Source organism: Ensifer sp. ENS06, assembly GCF_014852205.1.
GTDB lineage: Bacteria > Pseudomonadota > Alphaproteobacteria > Rhizobiales > Rhizobiaceae > Ensifer > Ensifer adhaerens.
In genome coordinates this window covers 66,949-83,404 of the sequence record NZ_JACVBC010000005.1, presented here as the reverse complement: position 1 = coordinate 83,404, position 16,456 = coordinate 66,949, and the positions used below count along the sequence as shown (strand labels likewise).

General features: G+C 62.5%; 15 protein-coding genes. 5 read left to right on the top strand and 10 right to left on the bottom strand.

The window, feature by feature from the left end:
• Positions 1-106 precede the first annotated feature (106 nt).
• Positions 107-1,024: a LysR family transcriptional regulator gene (locus IB279_RS19565; protein ID WP_113187732.1), complete on the bottom strand. Its 918-nt coding sequence runs from the start codon at positions 1,022-1,024 to the stop codon at positions 107-109.
• A 391-nt stretch (positions 1,025-1,415) separates the two neighbouring features.
• Here IB279_RS19565 and IB279_RS19560 point away from each other — a divergent pair, with 391 nt between their 5' ends.
• Both IB279_RS19560 and IB279_RS19555 read left to right on the top strand, forming a co-directional pair.
• Entirely contained in the window at positions 1,416-2,339 is a 924-nt protein-coding gene (locus IB279_RS19560) for a DMT family transporter (protein WP_090297314.1), read from the top strand.
• Positions 2,340-2,381: 42 nt separating this feature from the next.
• Positions 2,382-2,714: a multidrug efflux SMR transporter gene (locus tag IB279_RS19555; RefSeq protein ID WP_034790543.1), complete on the top strand. Its 333-nt coding sequence runs from the start codon at positions 2,382-2,384 to the stop codon at positions 2,712-2,714.
• Between the two features lie 168 nt (positions 2,715-2,882).
• Here IB279_RS19555 and IB279_RS19550 read toward each other — a convergent pair whose 3' ends face one another.
• Positions 2,883-3,632, bottom strand: coding sequence for a sulfite exporter TauE/SafE family protein (locus tag IB279_RS19550; protein WP_192339576.1), 750 nt, complete (start codon positions 3,630-3,632; stop codon positions 2,883-2,885).
• A gap of 98 nt (positions 3,633-3,730) precedes the next feature.
• Between IB279_RS19550 and IB279_RS19545 the strand changes: the two genes are divergently transcribed.
• Both IB279_RS19545 and IB279_RS19540 read left to right on the top strand, forming a co-directional pair.
• Positions 3,731-4,621, top strand: coding sequence for a LysR family transcriptional regulator (locus tag IB279_RS19545; RefSeq protein ID WP_090427754.1), 891 nt, complete (start codon positions 3,731-3,733; stop codon positions 4,619-4,621).
• A 277-nt stretch (positions 4,622-4,898) separates the two neighbouring features.
• Entirely contained in the window at positions 4,899-5,216 is a 318-nt protein-coding gene (locus IB279_RS19540) for a hypothetical protein (protein ID WP_034790534.1), read from the top strand.
• 53 nt (positions 5,217-5,269) lie between these two features.
• On the opposite strand, the gene IB279_RS37710 is transcribed toward IB279_RS19540, so the two are convergent.
• From IB279_RS37710 to IB279_RS19530, 3 genes are all read right to left on the bottom strand, one after another.
• Entirely contained in the window at positions 5,270-5,392 is a 123-nt protein-coding gene (locus IB279_RS37710) for a hypothetical protein (protein WP_255380984.1), read from the bottom strand.
• Between the two features lie 406 nt (positions 5,393-5,798).
• Positions 5,799-8,978, bottom strand: a complete 3,180-nt coding sequence (locus IB279_RS19535; RefSeq protein ID WP_113187734.1) for an efflux RND transporter permease subunit — start codon at positions 8,976-8,978, stop codon at positions 5,799-5,801.
• Positions 8,975-10,237 carry an efflux RND transporter periplasmic adaptor subunit gene (locus tag IB279_RS19530; protein WP_034790524.1) on the bottom strand — a complete coding sequence of 421 codons (1,263 nt, stop codon included), beginning with the start codon at positions 10,235-10,237 and terminating at the stop codon, positions 8,975-8,977. The genes IB279_RS19535 and IB279_RS19530 overlap by 4 nt, the downstream gene beginning before the upstream one ends.
• A 476-nt stretch (positions 10,238-10,713) precedes the next feature.
• Between IB279_RS19530 and IB279_RS19525 the strand changes: the two genes are divergently transcribed.
• Positions 10,714-11,727, top strand: coding sequence for a 2Fe-2S iron-sulfur cluster-binding protein (locus tag IB279_RS19525; protein ID WP_113187735.1), 1,014 nt, complete (start codon positions 10,714-10,716; stop codon positions 11,725-11,727).
• A gap of 56 nt (positions 11,728-11,783) precedes the next feature.
• On the opposite strand, the gene IB279_RS19520 is transcribed toward IB279_RS19525, so the two are convergent.
• The 5 genes from IB279_RS19520 to IB279_RS19500 form a co-directional block, all read right to left on the bottom strand.
• Entirely contained in the window at positions 11,784-13,364 is a 1,581-nt protein-coding gene (locus tag IB279_RS19520; RefSeq protein WP_113187736.1) for a TerC family protein, read from the bottom strand.
• 400 nt (positions 13,365-13,764) lie between these two features.
• Positions 13,765-14,331, bottom strand: a complete 567-nt coding sequence (locus IB279_RS19515; protein WP_034790482.1) for a DUF2076 domain-containing protein — start codon at positions 14,329-14,331, stop codon at positions 13,765-13,767.
• A gap of 27 nt (positions 14,332-14,358) precedes the next feature.
• The gene (locus IB279_RS19510; protein WP_113187737.1) at positions 14,359-15,075 is read right to left on the bottom strand and encodes a Bax inhibitor-1/YccA family protein; all 717 of its coding nucleotides are present in this window, start codon (positions 15,073-15,075) and stop codon (positions 14,359-14,361) included.
• A 10-nt stretch (positions 15,076-15,085) separates the two neighbouring features.
• A complete protein-coding gene (locus tag IB279_RS19505) occupies positions 15,086-15,847 on the bottom strand; it encodes an anti-sigma factor (RefSeq protein ID WP_113136358.1) in 762 nt (253 codons plus the stop codon).
• Positions 15,840-16,370 (bottom strand): sigma-70 family RNA polymerase sigma factor, encoded by a 531-nt coding sequence (locus tag IB279_RS19500; RefSeq protein WP_060610638.1) that lies wholly within the window; start codon positions 16,368-16,370, stop codon positions 15,840-15,842. Before IB279_RS19500 ends, IB279_RS19505 begins: the two co-directional genes overlap by 8 nt.
• Positions 16,371-16,456 lie beyond the last annotated feature (86 nt).

Genomic DNA, 16,456 nt, shown 5'->3' with positions numbered 1-16,456 from the left:
GGGATAGGTTTCGCAAACTGAGCTTGGCATCTGACGTGTCCCTGATCAACTGGATTTAAAGCGATCTTAAGCGCTCCGTCCGCATTGGCCGTTCCCGGGGGAACTTCTAAGTGGAGGGCTTGTTGCCTTCGAGGAGCGGCCGATGTTTCGCGAGCGCCTCGCCAACAAACTCGGTGAAGGCGCTGACGCGGGCCGTGCGCCGCAGATCCTCGTGTGTGAGAAGCCAAAGCTCTCTCGTCATATCGGCAACCGGTGCGCCGATGCGGATGAGACCGGGCGTCGTGTCTCCGAGATAACAGGGCAGGGCCGCAAGACCGATGCCGGCCTTTGCCGCCTCGCGGGCCGTGACCAGCGAATCGCAACGCAAGACCGCGGGTGCCACGAGCGTCGCGCGCATCCATCGTGCCACGCTCGTGGACGCAAGCGCGTCGCCAAGCCCGATCCAGTGCTCCCCTGCAATGTCCAGCGGGTCGGCTGTCAGCTCCCGCACATCGAGATAGGACGGCGCCGCATAGACGGCGAAAGCGACCTTCGCGATCCGGCGACCGACCAATGCATCCGGTGAATCGACCGCGGGGCGGATGGCAACGTCCGCGTCGCGATGCGAGAGGTTTGCGAGCGCATTCGAGGTGCTGACCTCGAGCAGGACGCCGGGATGGCGTTGACGGAAATCCGCCAGGATCGACGGCAGGATGGACGCCATCAGCGTATCCGTGGTGGTAATCCGCAGGCTACCCTCGAGCCGCAGATCCTGACCCGTCAAGCGGCGCTCGAGCTCCGTGACCGTTTCAGCCATCTGCCGGGCCACGGCCAGCAGCTCCTCGCCGCCGGCGGTGAGCATGTAGCCGGACGGGAGGCGGTCAAACAGCCGGACCCCGAGCTTCTGTTCGAACGACCCGACACGCCTTAACACTGTTGTGTGATTGACGCCAAGCGCCCGGGCGGCAGCAGCAAGGGAGTTCGCCTCTGCGACGGCCAGAACGAAGCGGAGGTCTTCCCAGTCGATACGGTGATGGCTGTGCATGATTGGGCAAACCTAGGCCAGGTTGTTCATCGGATGAGCGAATTTGCACCGCTATCACCGCGTATTGTCAATCGCTTTGCGCAATCGAGCTCCACGGTCAAACGCCTTATTCGCTGTGGACCGTCATTGAAGCGGCTGTGCAAATATGCAGAGACAGTAGGCGAAACGACAGATCGTTCTGCAACGGAGCACCGTTTAAAGATGGTGTCACGATCGGATGGGCCGATCGGTGGAGCGACGCAAGATGATCCCATTCTTCAGCGATCTGGTGCCTGAGACGAGTGATCACTCGACCGCCCCGCACCTTCCTCAGGTCCGGGCGCACCAGAGCACGTCCACCTGATCAACCCTTCCTCCATTTTCAACTCATTCTCATCAAGGAGGTCCCGTCATGGAGACCCTGTTCGTCCCATTGGCCTTGTTTGCGGGTGGTCTGCTCGCTGTCCAGGCGGGTGCCAACGCACAACTTTCCAAAGCTGTCGGATCGCCTTTTGCGGCGACCACACTTCAGCTCGCGATTGGTACCGGTCTGCTGCTTCTCGTCACCCTCCTGACGGGAACAATCGCCGCGCTTGGTGCAATTCCCGCGGTCAAGTGGTGGCATCTCGTCGGAGGCACCGCCTCAGCCGTCTATGTCGTCTCGACCATCGTTCTCTTCCCCCGCCTTGGCGCCGTCGTTTCCGTCGGATTGTTCATAGCCGGACAGATGCTCGCCTCCCTGACGCTCGATAGTTTCGGCTTGCTGGGCGTTCCGCCGACGGGACTGCGGGTCGGGGCCGCCGTTGGCACGCTCGTCGTGCTCCTCGGGGTTGCCATGGTGGTGTTCGGGCAAGGCGGAAAAGACAATGTTAAAGCCGACCGGCTTGGCTGGATTGCCCTTGCGCTGATGGCAGGGGCCGTGCTCCCGGTCCAGGGCGCCGTCAATGCGCTCCTGCGCCATGATCTCGGGGGTGCGCCGTTCGCGGTGGGTACGATTTCGTTTCTCGTCGCCACGCTCGCCATGGCCGCGGTGATGCTTCTGGTGCTCGCCGGGCAAAAGACATCCCGTCCCAACATCACCGGCGTGCAGACGATGCCCTGGTGGGGTTGGCTCGGTGGTCTCGCCGGAGCGACCTATGTCACCACGGTCTTTACCGCAATCCCAGCGATTGGTGCGGCCGCGGCGGTTGGTCTCACCGTGGCCGGCCAGCAGGTCGCAAGTGTCTTCGTCGATCGCTATGGCTGGTTCCGTCTGCCGCAGAGGTCCGTGTCGGGGCTGCGCCTGGGCGGCGTGGTGCTGCTGTTGGCCGGTGTCGCCGTTATTAAACTCGTCTGAAGCCGCAACCGATCGCGATCTGCCGAACCCTGGAGAATTGCCATGTCATCCACATCGCTTGCCTGGATCTACCTCGTGCTATCCGGCGTTGCAGACGTCGCCTGGGCCGTCAGCACCAAGTTCTCGAACGGTTACAGCCGCCTGTCCTGGACGCTGGTCTCGATCGTTGCCCTGGTGATCTTTCTGTCCCTGCTCACCCAGGCGCTCAAGACCTTGCCGCTCGGAACAGCCTACGCGGTCTGGACCGGCATCGGCGCCGTCGGTTCCGTGCTCTGCGGTGTGCTGCTCTTTGGAGAAACCATCACAGTCTCGCGGGCAACCGCAATGCTGGTGATCGCCGGCGGTGTCATCGCGCTGAAGATCGTGCCGGCCTGAATTCCGGGCCGGAGTCGGCATTAAAACGTAGTTTCTTCAATATATTGATCGATGTTCCTCAGCAAAGCTCTTGGGAACGTCAGCCAGCGCGATCCGCGTCTTGCGTAATGGGTCCCGTAGCGGCAGTTTTCCGTCCCAAGATGACCAAACCACGGACTGGGCGAGGACCTACAGAAGCGGCCGCGCAAGCATTTCGGCGCCGAGGACGAGCAGACTGATGAGGAACCAGCGCCGGAATACGGGCGGCTCGACACGGTTGCGAACGACTTGCCCCGCCCACATGCCAGCGAGCGACGGCGCAATCGCGAGGCCGGAGAAGAGCAGATTATCGGCCTCGAAAGCGCCCTGCCAGACGAGCCCGGCGGTGAGGGCGACTGTGGAGACGGTGAAGGAGAGGCCGAGCGCCTGCACCAGTTCGTCCCGTTCAAGACCTAGCGCCTGCAGATAGGGCACGGCCGGGATGACGAAGACGCCGGTTGCGCCCGTGACGATCCCGGTTGCCGCGCCGACCACGGGAGACAGCCACGGCTCCCACTTCGCCGGAACGCGAAGCTGGCGCGCAAAGAGCGTGAAGGCGGCGTAGAGAAGGAGGGCCGCACCAAGCGCGCCCGTCGTGAGCGCGGTGCTGCCACCGGCAAGCACCGAAGAACCGCTGAGCGTGCCAAGAACGACCGCCAGCATCATCGGCCAAAGCCGGAGCGCAAGCGCGCCGAAGCTCGGGCCCGCGAGAAGCTGCCAGACATTTGTCACGAAGGACGGGGCAATCAACAGGCTGGCGGCCGCAAGTGGAGAGATGAGCGTACCGAGCACGCCCATCGCCAGGGTCGGCAACCCCATGCCGGTGACGCCCTTGAGGATGCCGGCGGCGAAGAAAGTTGCGGCAATCGCAACGACGAGGGACGGAGCAAGATCGAACATGCCATCGGCATAGCGTATACCCGCATCGGCACAATGCGGATCATCCGCAGGCAGACTTCGGCTGGTCCGAAGGCTGTTTTTCCGTTAACCTCCTTTGCATGCGTTTCGATCTTATCGACCTTCGTCTGTTTCTTGCCGTGGTGGATGCCGGCAGCATGACCCATGGTGCTGCGGATGCCGGGCTTTCGTTGCCCGCGGCAAGTGAACGTCTGCGCGACATGGAGATGATCGGCAAAGTCAAGCTGCTCGAACGTGGTCGCCGCGGGGTGCGGCCGACACCGGCCGGAGAAGCGCTCGCGCATCACGCCCGGCTGATCCTGCGCCAGATGGCGCGGATGCGCGGCGAGCTTGGTGACCACGCCGATGGCCTTCGAGCAACAATCCGGCTTGCGGTGAACACCGCCGCACTCACAGAGTTTCTGCCACAGCGGCTCGGCGCCTGGATGACGGCGCATCCGCGGATCGACGTCGATCTGAAGGAACGGCAAAGCATCGAGATTGCGAGAGCAGTCGCCGCCGACCTCGTGGAGATCGGCATTCTTTCGGACGCGGTCGATACTGGCGGCCTGCAACTGCGTCCCTTTGCCGTCGACCGGCTCGTCGTCGTCATCCCACGCGATCACGTATTCGCGGCACGCAGGCGGGCACTCTTCGCCGACATTGCGGACCAGCCTTTCGTCGGCCTGGCCGATGGCGCATTGCAGAGCCATATCGATGCACAAGCACGGAGATTGGGTTTGACGCTGAAGATGCGCTCGCGCATGCGTAGCTTCGAAGGCATGTGTCACATGGTTTCGGCGGGTGTCGGCCTTGCCATCATGCCGGAGACGGCGGCACGGCGCGGCGGCAGATCTGCCAAGACCGCGTTCGTGCGCCTTGCTGATGACTGGGCGACGCGGCGGCTGTCCGTCTGCGTGCGCGCGGAAGAGGAACTGTCCCCTCCGGCGCGAGACCTGTTCGAGCATCTGGGCTCGAGCGGTTCGCATTGACCTTAGAAACGCGCCGGTAGCCTCACGCGCTCCCTTCCATGCGTTTGGCGTCGTCGCGCGAAGGCGGCCTTTGATCGCAAAAATTGATTTTCCCTTGGAACTCTTCGCGCCTTTGGCGGTTGGGCTCCCATAGGGATATCGTTCGGCCCGATCCTTGCCGGGCCTATAGCGTGAGAAGGAGATGGAGCATGATACTTTTCCGAACAGGACAGGACACGCCCCGGACGCCCACCTTCTCTCAGACGGACCGCCCGTGCGTTCCCACGCACGAGACACCATGCCGGACCTCTTCTGCAGGCAGCGGGGCATCATCATGATCGGAAAATCGATGCCGGCCTATGTGATCGATCTCGCCTTTGTCGAACGGATGCTGGAGATGGCGGAACGGCGTATCGCCGAGCCCACGTCGAGCGAAGCTCTCTACCGAGAGATCGCCGACGAACTTGAGCGAACCGAAGGAGATCCGAAGATGGCGCGCATCCTGCTCGTCACCTTTACCAATTCCTACGCCGCGCACGTCACAAGCGGCGATCGCCTCCGAAAGCTGAGAATTGAAGCCGAATGGGGATCTTTCTTGCGCCGAAGGTGGCTTTGAGGCCGCGAACAGAGCGCGTCCACGACAGGCGTCCTGAAACGCGGCAGTCGAGCTTAGCAGAGCAACAGGAATACGGGCATCAGCGCGACCAGATAGGCGAGACCGTCGGCCGCCAGGCGATCGCGCAGGTTATGCGCAGCGAAGGAGTTGCCCGATAGGCGTCCATTATTGTTCATTTTTATTCTTCCTGGGTCGTTGTTGTCGAGCCCGCCGGGAGGAGAGGCCGGGCTCGTCGCATATGGGAGACAGCTCGGTCGGGATCAACGAAGAGCGCCAGGCAAAGCAGTGCCCCACTCGAAATTCCGACGTCGACCGCTTGCTGATCTTCCAACGCGGTGCTTGAGGAGCCGGGTGTTAGCAGGGTTTCGACCCGATGCAATCCTTTGCCGGTCACGTCCTTGCACGTTTGCGTGAGCCCTGCGGTTTGCGACTGGAAACGAGGTGCGCCCTAGCCGGCAAACCTGACGATTATTTGCACTTGCGCTCACTTCGCCAGGCCGATCGGATTTGCCTTCGGACGGGAGGCATCGCACGTGGCCATCTGGCTTCCCGACATGACCGCGTGCGATGGTTATGGTTCGTTTAGGCTCGCTGTTCCAGCGACGCCCCTTCAGGGATTCGGCCTTTTTCCCGCCGGATCGCCAACTTCCGCACCAGGACATAGAACACCGGTGTCAATACGAGGCCGAACAAGGTAACGCCGAGCATGCCGGCAAAGACGGCGATGCCCATGACGTGGCGCATCTCTGCGCCAGCGCCTTTAGCAATCACCAGCGGAACGACGCCTGCGATAAAGGCAAGCGACGTCATCAGGATCGGTCTGAGCCGAAGGCGGGCCGCCTCAAGCACGGCGGACAGAGGATCGGCGCCTTCATCCTCTTTCGCTCGCGCGAACTCGACGATCAGGATCGCGTTCTTGGCCGCGAGCCCCACGAGAACGACAAAGCCGATCTGCGTGAAGATGTTGTTGTCGCCGCCGGTAAACCAGACGCCTGCGATTGCGGAAAGCAGCGCCATCGGCGCGATCAGCAACACGGCGAAGGGCAAAGACCAGCTGTTGTACTGGGCGGCGAGAATGAGAAACGCCAGCAGGACAGACAGAGGGAAAATGTACATCGCGGTGTTTCCGGCCTGCTTTTCCTGATAGGCGAGCTCCGTCCATTCGAAGGTCATGCCGGGTGGCAGCGTCTCCGCCGCGATCCGTTCTATGGCCGCGGTTGCTTGGCCGAACGAATAGCCGGGCGCCGGACCGCCGCTGATATCGGCCGACGGGAAGCTGTTGTAATGCATGACGCGATCCGGTCCCGAACTGTGCTTGACCGTCAACAGCGCCGACAAAGGCATCATCGCGCCCGCCGCGTTGCGCACCTTCAGCCGGCCAATGTCTTCCGGCTGCATGCGGAATGGCGCGTCTGCCTGGACCACCACGCGATAGGTCCGGCCGAAGCGGTTGAAATCGTTGGCGTAGAGAGAACCGAGGTTGACCTGCAGCGTTTCGAAGATGGTGTTGAGCGGCACTCCTTGAGACTTGGCTTTCACCCGGTCGATGTCCACCTGCACCTGCGGCGCATTCACCTGAAAGCTTGCAAGCATTCCGGCAAGCTCCGGCGTCTGCATCGCCTTGCCCATAATCGCGCCCTGCGCTTCGGCAAGCGCCGCAAAGCCGAGCCCGGCCCTGTCCTCGACCTGGAACTTGAAACCGCCGGTCGTACCGAGACCCGGGACGGGCGGCGGCGGGAAGATGCCGGCAAAGCCGTCGGGTATCTGGCTGAATTTGCCCATCAGTCGACCTGCGATCGCGAATGCGGACAAGGACGGATCCTTGCGCTCGTCGAAGGGCTTCAGCATCGTGAAGATGACGGCGGCATTGGGAATATTGACCATGCCGTTGACCGAAAGCCCCGGAAAAGCGACGACGCTTTCGACGCCCGGTTCCGCGAGGGCTATCTCCGACATCTTCTTGACGACCGCCTCGGTTCGGTCGAGCGAGGCTCCTGTCGGCAATTGGGCGATGCCGACCAGGTAGTATTTGTCCTGCGCCGGGACAAAGCCGTTCGGCACGGTGTGGAAGCCCAGCCATGTCGTGGCGACCAGGCCGGCGTAGACGAGAAGGACGAGTGCGCTGAACCTGACGGCGCGGCGCACGGACCAGACATAGGCGTTCGAAGCGCGCTCGAAGAACCGGTTGAAGAGCCGGAAGAACCAGCCGAACAGGCCGTCTATCACGCGCGTCAGGAGATCGCGCTTCACCTCGCCGTGGTGTGGCTTCAGAAGTACGCCTGCAAGTGCCGGGGAAAGGGTGAGGGAGTTGACCGCGGACAGGATCGTCGAGATTGCGATCGTCAAGGCGAACTGACGATAGAACTCGCCTTGCAGGCCGGTCAGGAAGGCTGACGGAATGAACACGGCCGAGAGCACCGACGTGATCGCAATGATCGGCCCGGTCACCTCGTCCATGGCCTTGCGCGCCGCTTCCTTCGGCGTTTCGCCAAGCGCGATGTGACGCTCGACGTTTTCGACGACGACGATCGCGTCGTCGACCACGATCCCGATCGAGAGGACCAGGCCGAACAGCGACAGCGTGTTGAGCGAAAAGCCGAACATGTACATCAGCGCGAATGTGCCGACCAAGGAGATCGGCACGGCAACCAGCGGGATGATCGACGCGCGCCAGGTCTGAAGAAAAAGCACGACCACGATGACGACCAGCACGATCGCTTCAAGTAGCGTCATCACCACGGCCTCCAGCGAGGCCTTCACGAAGACGGTGGGATCGTAGGCGATGCGATACTCTATGCCCTCAGGAAAGCCTTTCTGCAGGTCTTCCATCGTGGCGCGAATGGAACTCGCCACGTCGAGCGCGTTGGCGCCGGGGCTTTGGATGATCTGCAGCGCCAGCGCCGGCTTGCCGTCAAGAAGACTGCGCAGCGCATAGGAGTCGGCGCCCAACTCGATGCGGGCAATGTCGCGCAGCCGGGTGACCTGGCCATCGGCGCCGGTCTTGACGACGATGGCGCCGAACTGCTCTTCGTTGGATAGCCTGCCGAGCGTGTTGACCGTGACCTGCAGCGCTGCCGAGGCATCCGGTTGCTGGCCGACGGAGCCGGCGGCCACCTGAGCGTTCTGCTCCTGGATTGCAGCAACCACGTCGGAAGCGGTCAATCCGCGCGCCGCGACCTTGGCCGGATCGAGCCAGACCCGCATGGAGTATTCGCCGGCTCCCCAGACGAGCACGTCACCCACACCCGACAGGCGCGCGAGCTGGTCGCGGACCTGCAGCGTCGCGAAGTTCGATAGGTAGAGAGGATCGTAGCGGTCATCGGGCGAAACCAGATGCACGACCATCAGGATATCGGGCGAGGTCTTCTGCGTCACGACACCGATGCGCTGAACTTCCTGCGGCAGACGCGGAAGCGCGCGCGAAACCCGGTTCTGAACCTGGATCTGCGCCATGTCGGGATCGGTGCCCTGCTGAAAGGTCACCGTCAGCGTCATGCGCCCGTCGGTTGCGGCCTGCGAGCTCATGTAGAGCATGTTCTCGACGCCGTTGATCACCTGCTCCAGCGGAGCCGCAACCGTTTCGGCGATCACTTCGGGGCTGGCACCCGGATAGCTTGCAGTCACCTGCACGGTCGGCGGCGTCACCTGGGGATATTCGCTGAGCGGCAGCTTTAGGAGGGTCAGGCCACCGCCGATCAGCATCAATACGGAGAGAACGACCGCAAAGATGGGGCGGTCGACGAAAAAGCGTGGAATGTTCATCGACGCGCCTCCTGCGAAGCGGCGGCCGCTAAGTCACCTTTGGCAGCCTCGCCCGACACCATCGAAACCGTCTGCGGGTCAACCTCCATACCAGGGCGCACGAGGCCCTTGAGAATGATCTTCTCACCCGGCCTGAGACCGCTTGCGACAACACGCAAGCCGTCGATCATCGGACCGAGTTCGATCGGCCGGTACTCGGCCTTGTTCCCCGAGCCCAGCGTCAGCACATAGCGGCGACCCTGGTCGGTACCGATCGCCTGATCGTCGATCAGAACGGTGCGGGCTGGCTGGGCCGTCACAAGGTTCACCCGAGCAAAGAGACCCGGGGCCAGCAGTCCGTCCGGATTCCGGACGATCGCGCGGGCCCGGATCGTGCCGGTGCTGCGTTCGACCTGGTTGCTGATGAAGTCGAGCACGCCGGCATGGGGGAAACCGGCATCCGTCATGAGGCCAATCCCGACCGGCAACTTCTCGGTTCCGCCTTCTCCATTGTCAGGACGCGCTCGCCCGCCAAAATCGAGAAACGTCGCTTCGTCGATGTCGAAGTAGACGTAGAGCGGGTCCGTCGAGACGATGGTGGTGAGGAGCGTGGCGGCACCCGCATTGCCGCCTGAAACAAGGTTGCCCTCGGTCACCCGGACACGATCGACCCGCCCGCCAATCGGGGCTGCGACGCGCGTGAAGGAGAGATCAAGCTCTGCCGCAGCCACTGCCGCCTTGGCGATTTCGACCTCGGCCTGCCGTTGGCGCCGCACTGCCTCGGCATCGTCATAGGTCTTGCGCGACACGGTCCCGTTCGGAGCCAGGGATTTGGCGCGGCGGAACGCGATGTCGGCGTGATCGAGAAGAACGATCGCCTGTTTCAAGCGCGCCTTGGCGGCGTCCAGGGCGACTTGGAACGGTCGCGGATCGATCTGGAACAGGACCTGTTCCGGTTTGACGAGAGCGCCTTCGGGAACACTCACCCTGTCGATGGCGCCGCCGACACGCGGACGCAGTTCAACGGATTTTGCCGCCTCGAAGTGGCCCGTGAACTCTACGGCTGGCGCGACCTCTCGCGTGATGACCTCGGCGACCGGAACCTTGGGCATGGGCGCACCCGTGGTTCCGGTCGCCGCGACTGCCTCCGACGCACTGGTCGAGGAGGCAAGCCCAAGAAGCCGACTGGCGAAGGTTCCCATTCCATCGCCGTCGGCAAGCGCAAGCCCTCCAACGGTTGCGATACCGGCTAGGAACAGGGCGGCGGCCTTTTTACTCATTCTCGTTCACCTTCATTTTGTTCACGCTTGCGGCCGGGGCGGCCACGGCAGCGATCAGTTCTTCGCGAAGGTGCGGTTTCCAACGATGGAAAGGTCAAGACCTCCTGAAACTTCTTTCGCTCAACCTGATACGAATGGTCAGGTTCTGCCGATAAGAGATTGGAACATCTGGATTTTCGTCTTGTGTATTCCCCGCGGCTGGCACTCCGGCGGGGGGAGCCGCCGAACACGACTGAGCTGTGCTCTTTGCTGGTGCGCCACGCCACCGTCATTCGTGTGGTCGCGCCGAGAGTCCCACTAGGCAATCGGTCCAGGTTCGCCGTCGCATTCCAATCTCCGAAACTGAGAACGTCGGCGGTGATCCGATACCCCTTGACCTTACCAGCGCTGGAAGCCGCAGCCTGAGGGCATTTTCGCTTGCCGCCGTCAGGAACCGGCCCGCGAGAGAATTCGAACTCTGTGAGGAAACATTTGATATGACCGTCAAACGCATAGACATACGATCGGCACGAACAAACCTCGAAGTGCACGCCGACCAGACCATTCTCGATGCTGCGCTCGCCGCCAAGCTTCCTTACCCCCATGGCTGCAGATCCGGGCGGTGCGGCGCTTGCAAGTCTCTGCTGATCGAAGGCGAGGTGGAGCTTCTCCAGCATTCGCCCTTCGCCCTCACCGATGAGGAGAAAGCCGGCGGTCTCATCCTTGCCTGCCGGGCGCTTCCGGTAACGAACACCGCCGTGGCATGGCTCGGAGGCGGCGAAGAAGATGCCGTCCAAACGCCCCAACGGCTAAGCGGCATCGTTACGCATCTGGAGGACCTCACGCACGACATCAAGCTGGTGCGCATCGATGCGGAAAATGGGGGCAGCTCTCGTTTCGTCGCTGGACAATATGCACAGGTGAGTTTCGACGGGGTCCCCGCCCGCAGCTATTCCATGGCCAACCGGCATGGCGACGGCCGGGTGGAGTTCCACATTCGCCACGTGGTCGGCGGAGCGACCTCGCAATATGTGCACGGCGCTCTGAAGGCCGGGGACAAGGTGACGCTCGAATACCCGATGGGATCCTCCTATCTGCGGGAGAACCACTCCGGCCCGATCCTGTGCATCGCCGGCGGCTCCGGCCTCGCCCCCATCAAATCGATCGTCGAAACCGCCCTTGCCCACGGCCTGAAGCAGCCGATCCATCTCTACTTCGGCGCACGCAGCGAGCGTGATCTCTACCTCGTCGATCATTTCCGCGCGCTCGCCGAGTGGCACGCCAATTTCGTCTTCAGGCCCGTCTTGTCGGAGGCCGATTCGGCAGGGTACCGTCGTGGATTCGTGACGGAGGCTGTGGCCGAGGATCTGTCTGACCTCGACGGATGGAAAGCCTATGTCGCCGGCCCGCCGCCGATGGTGGATGCGGCAATGGAGGTTGCGTTTGCGCGCGGCCTGAACCGCTCAGACATGCATGCCGACGTGTTTTTCACGCCCGAGCCGGTGGAATAGCCGCTCTCGGGCGCAAAATCGGCGGCGCAACTGCTTCATCTCAGCCTGGCGGAAGCTCAGCGAAACTGGGCGCCCGTCAGTTCCTCCATCTGCGGCCTTCGGATCCTGACCTTGTCGACGTTGCGGCCATCCAAGGCGACGACTTCATAGGTCAGGCCACCAAAGCTGACGCTTTCGCCCTGGTTCGGCAGGTGTCCGAGGCGCCAAAGAACGAGGCCCGCCAGCGTGGAATAGCGGTCGGCCTCATCCACGAGATCGACCTCCAGCAGTTTTGAGACATGCCGGATATCGATCCACCCGTCGACGAGGAGCGCTCCGTCTTCCTCGCGCTCGACCGTCAACTGATCATCATCATCGTCGGCAAAGTCGCCGGCGATGGCTTCGAGCAGGTCTGTTGGTGTCACCAGGCCTTCCATCGAGCCATATTCGTCAAGGACGATCGCGACCTGAAGGGGAGACTGGCGCAACTGCTCAAGCAGGCGCAGCGCGCTGACGGTTTCATGCACGACCAAGGGCTGGCGAAGGGATCGGCTGAAGTCGATCTTGCCGGTCTCGAGCAGGTCTCTCAACAGGTCTTTCGCCAGCGCGACGCCCAGGAACTCATCGAGATTGCCGCGTCCGATCGGGAAGCGCGAATGACCTGTTTCGACGATTTTGCGGCGCAACTCGTCGTCACTCTCCTCGATATCCAGCCACTCGACATCAAGCCTCGGGGTCATGACCGATTTTGCCGGGCGCTCTGCAAGTGTCAGTACGCCTTCGATCATCTCGTGCTCCACCGGCGTGAACAGTTCGTCCTCCGTCGCCCGCTCCGCGATGACATCGGCCGTTTCGCCGAGCGACGTCTCGCTCTTGCGTCGACCGAGGAGGGAGAGAACGGCATTTGCCGTACGCTCGCGCAAGTCACCCGTCGTCATGAAGCGTTCGCGGTTGCGGCGTCCGATCTGGTTGAAGGCCTCGATCAGCACCGAGAAGCCGATCGCCGCATAGAGGTAGCCCTTGGGGATATGGAAACCGAACCCTTCGACGATCAAGGAGAAGCCGATCATCATCAGGAAGCCGAGGCAGAGGATGACGACGGTCGGGTGTTTCGACACGAAGGCCATCAGTGGTTTGGACGCAAGCAGCATCACGCCGACGGCGACAATGACCGCGATCATCATCACGGAGAGATGCTGAACCATCCCGACGGCGGTGATGACGCTGTCCAGCGAGAAGACGGCATCGAGGACGACGATCTGCACGAGGACCTGCCAGAAGACCGCATGCTCCACCTTGCCTTCCTTGTGACCGGCATGGCCCTCGAGGCGCTCGTGCAGCTCCATCGTCCCCTTGAACAGAAGGAACAGGCCGCCGAACAGAAGGATCAGGTCGCGGCCGGAGATCTCAGCGCCGAGCACTGTGAACAACGGAGTGGTCAGCGTCACGATCCAGGCGATCGAGGCAAGCAGGACGAGACGCATGCCCAGCGCCAGTCCGAGGCCGATCAGTCGGGCTCTTTCCCGTTGATGCTCTGGAAGCTTGTCTGCGAGGATGGCGATGAAGACGAGGTTGTCGATACCGAGCACGATCTCGAGAACGATGAGGGTGGCGAGACCCGCCCAGGCGGCCGGATCAGACATCCATTCGAACATCATTGGGTTTAAAGGCCAGCCCTCAAGGCAAGGCCAATCCTTCTATTGGTGATGGGAAAAGAAAAAGCGTCGCCCGCCCGTCTGGTCGACGGTTGCGGGCGCAAAGTAGGTGACCGCGAAACCGCTTCAGCGGAGCCGCGCTTGTAGGGTCTGATGAACGTTGGTCAGGGTCGGCGTCGTCAGGCATGCCGCGTGGTCCGCCTTGTCGGATAGGCCATGGAGCGGGCGGCAAACAGCAAGCCGAACTCCGCCCATCCTGCGCGACCGACAAGGTGGCGGGTCGTCGTGACCGGATAGGGGACAAGCGGTGGGCTTGGTGCAGCTGGGATCATGAGAAAGGGTTGGCTCTGAGGGAAGGCTGGCTTCCGGGGGAGGGGATGGTCCCCGGAAGCCAAAAGCGGCGTCAAATATCTTCGTCGCCGCCGAAATCCATGTCGTCAACGGGCGCTTCCGGCTCCGGGGCAGGGGCGGCTGGTTGAGCGGCCTGGGCCTCGTTACCACCCAACATGCCCGCAATCGCATTGCCGAGCAGGACGCCACCGGCGACGCCCATTGCGGTCTGCGCGGCGCCCGCGAGGAAGCCGCCGCCGGTGCGCTGTTGCATCGGCTGGCCGTAAGCCTGGCTCTGGTTGCCCCATGGCGAGCTCGGGGCCGCACGGCCATACCCGGCCTGTTGTGGCGCCGGGCGCTGAGGAGCAGCGTTGCTGCCGAACATCGAGGAGAAGAAGCCGCCGCGCTGCTGGCTTTGTGCGGTGTGCGCTTCCAGTTCTTCGATACGGCGTTGAGCCGCCTCCAGTGCCTGTTCCTGTACGACGATCGTCTGCGCCATGTAATAGGGCGCGCCCGGCTGCTGGCCTATCCGCTCTTGAATGAAGCGGTCGGCTTCCGCGTCGCGCGGAGCGGATTGGCGCTCCGCCTGGGCGAGCTTGGAGAACAGGCCGTCTATGGCCTGCTGATCATTGCGATCCATAAGATATGTCCTTGATACCGGCGACTGTTACTCTTCGCGCTGGCCGGTGAAATTCAGCAGCAGCTGGAAGATGTTGACGAAGTTCAGGTAGAGCGAGAGAGCGCCGAAGACTGCCAGCTTCTGCTGGGATTCCTGGTCGAAGTTGTCGGCATACTGCTCCTTGATGTTCTGCGTGTCCCAGGCGGTCAGACCGACGAAGACGACGATGCCGATCACCGAGACGGCAAACTGAAGGGCGCTGGAACCGAGGAAGATGTTGACGATTGAGGCGATCATCACGCCGATCAGGCCCATGATCATGAACGAACCTAACTTCGCGAGGTCCCGTTTCGTCACATAGCCGTAGAGGCTCGTCGCTCCGAACATGGTAGCGGCGATGAAGAACGTACGGGCGATGCTGGCGCCGGTGAAGACCAGGAAGACCGAAGCGAGCGACAGGCCCATAACGGCGCAGAAGGCCCAGAAGGTCATCTGTGCCGAGGATGCCGACATCGAATGCATCTTGAAGGAAAAGAAGAAGACGAAGGCGAGCGGCGCCAGCATCACCACCCATTTCAGCGGCGTGGAGAAGATCGGCACGTAAAGCGCCGGCGTGGTGCCGACGATGAAGGCGACAAGGCCCGTCACGACGAGGCCGAGGCCCATATAGTTGAAGACGCGCAGCATGTGCTGGCGAAGGCCCTCGTCGAGGGCGGCGGCCGAAGCCTGACTCATACCGCCGAAGCGGTTCTGGTTCTGATACATGAAGGTTTCCTCAGTAAAGTGAGTTCTTGAGAAGCTCGGCCTCGTCGCTGAGGCCGATGCCCGGCGTGCTTGAAACGACGGCATAGGCAACCTCGCCGACCTGCCACCAGGCAGCCTCGGCATTGGAAAGGTTGAGGTCCTTCACGGGTTCGACCGCGAAACGACCGGGCCTGCCGGCGAAAAGTGAAATGACCGTGCCCGCATAGGTCTTGACGCTCATCTCGACGCTGGGCCCGAATTCCGAGGGGAATACCTGGACATCGACGACGTTCCAGCCCTTCGGGAGCTCCGGCATGACGATGGCGGTCGCGGCACGAATGTCGTCCCGGTCATAGGTCTGAACCTCAGGCTGCGACGGCATTCCAGCCCTGACGACCGAGGTCTGATGGGCGCGGATGGCGTGCTCCACGAAAGCCGGCGGATGGGCCGAGGCATTGACTTCGCTCGGGCCGACCGCCGAATGGGCAATCCACCCGACCGACACCATCAAGCCGACCGCCGCAACCTTTTGCAGCGCGTTCCAAACGCGCGCATTCGCAAGCCCAGAAGAAAGGCGCCGGGCCGCCTCGCGCGTCTCTGGACGACCGGCAACGACATCCGACGTCATCGCCAGTTTGAGCGTGGTGCGCATGCCGAGGTCGGCCATGACGCGCGCCGCCGCATCCGGATTCCTGGCAAGCCAGGTCTCGACCCGCAGCCGACCGGTCGCGTCGAGCTGATTGTCGATGTAGGCGTCGAGATCGCCATCGGTAATCGTATCGACGTCAGTCATTGTCGCCTCCGACAAGCTTCAGATGGTTGGGCTTCCTCCGTCCGCTTTCGAAATCTCTGAGCGCTGCTCGTGCGCGGGAGACGCGCGACATCAAGGTCCCGACGGGGATGTCGAGTATGTCGGCGGCCTCCTGGTAGGAGAGATCTTCGACAGCAACCAGATGTAGGGCTTCGCGCTGCTCCTCCGGCAGCAGCATGAACGCCTCGCGAACCTGAGCGAGCCGGACACTGTGTTCCTGGTGGGCTGGGTAGGACGATACGGCTTCCTGCGCCGTCTGGCTGTCACGCTGGCCGCGCGATATGACCGATCGTACGCGGTCGATATGGGCGTTGCGAACGATGGCGAAAAGCCAGTTTCGAAGGCTCGCTCCCGACCGGAACGTCGAGCGCCGCTCGTAGGCTCTCACCAAGGCATCATGAACGAGATCTTCTGCGTCAGGCGAATTGCGCGCAAGCGAACGCGCATAGCGCCGCAGCGCGGCCAGCTGCCCAATAACGTCGAAAGCGCCTTTTTTCGATTCCATACCCGCATATACGGAGCCGATGCGATTTCTCATCCATCGTCGCCGAAAAAAATATTATCCATCCGGGTGCAGCAGTTTCGGAGCGC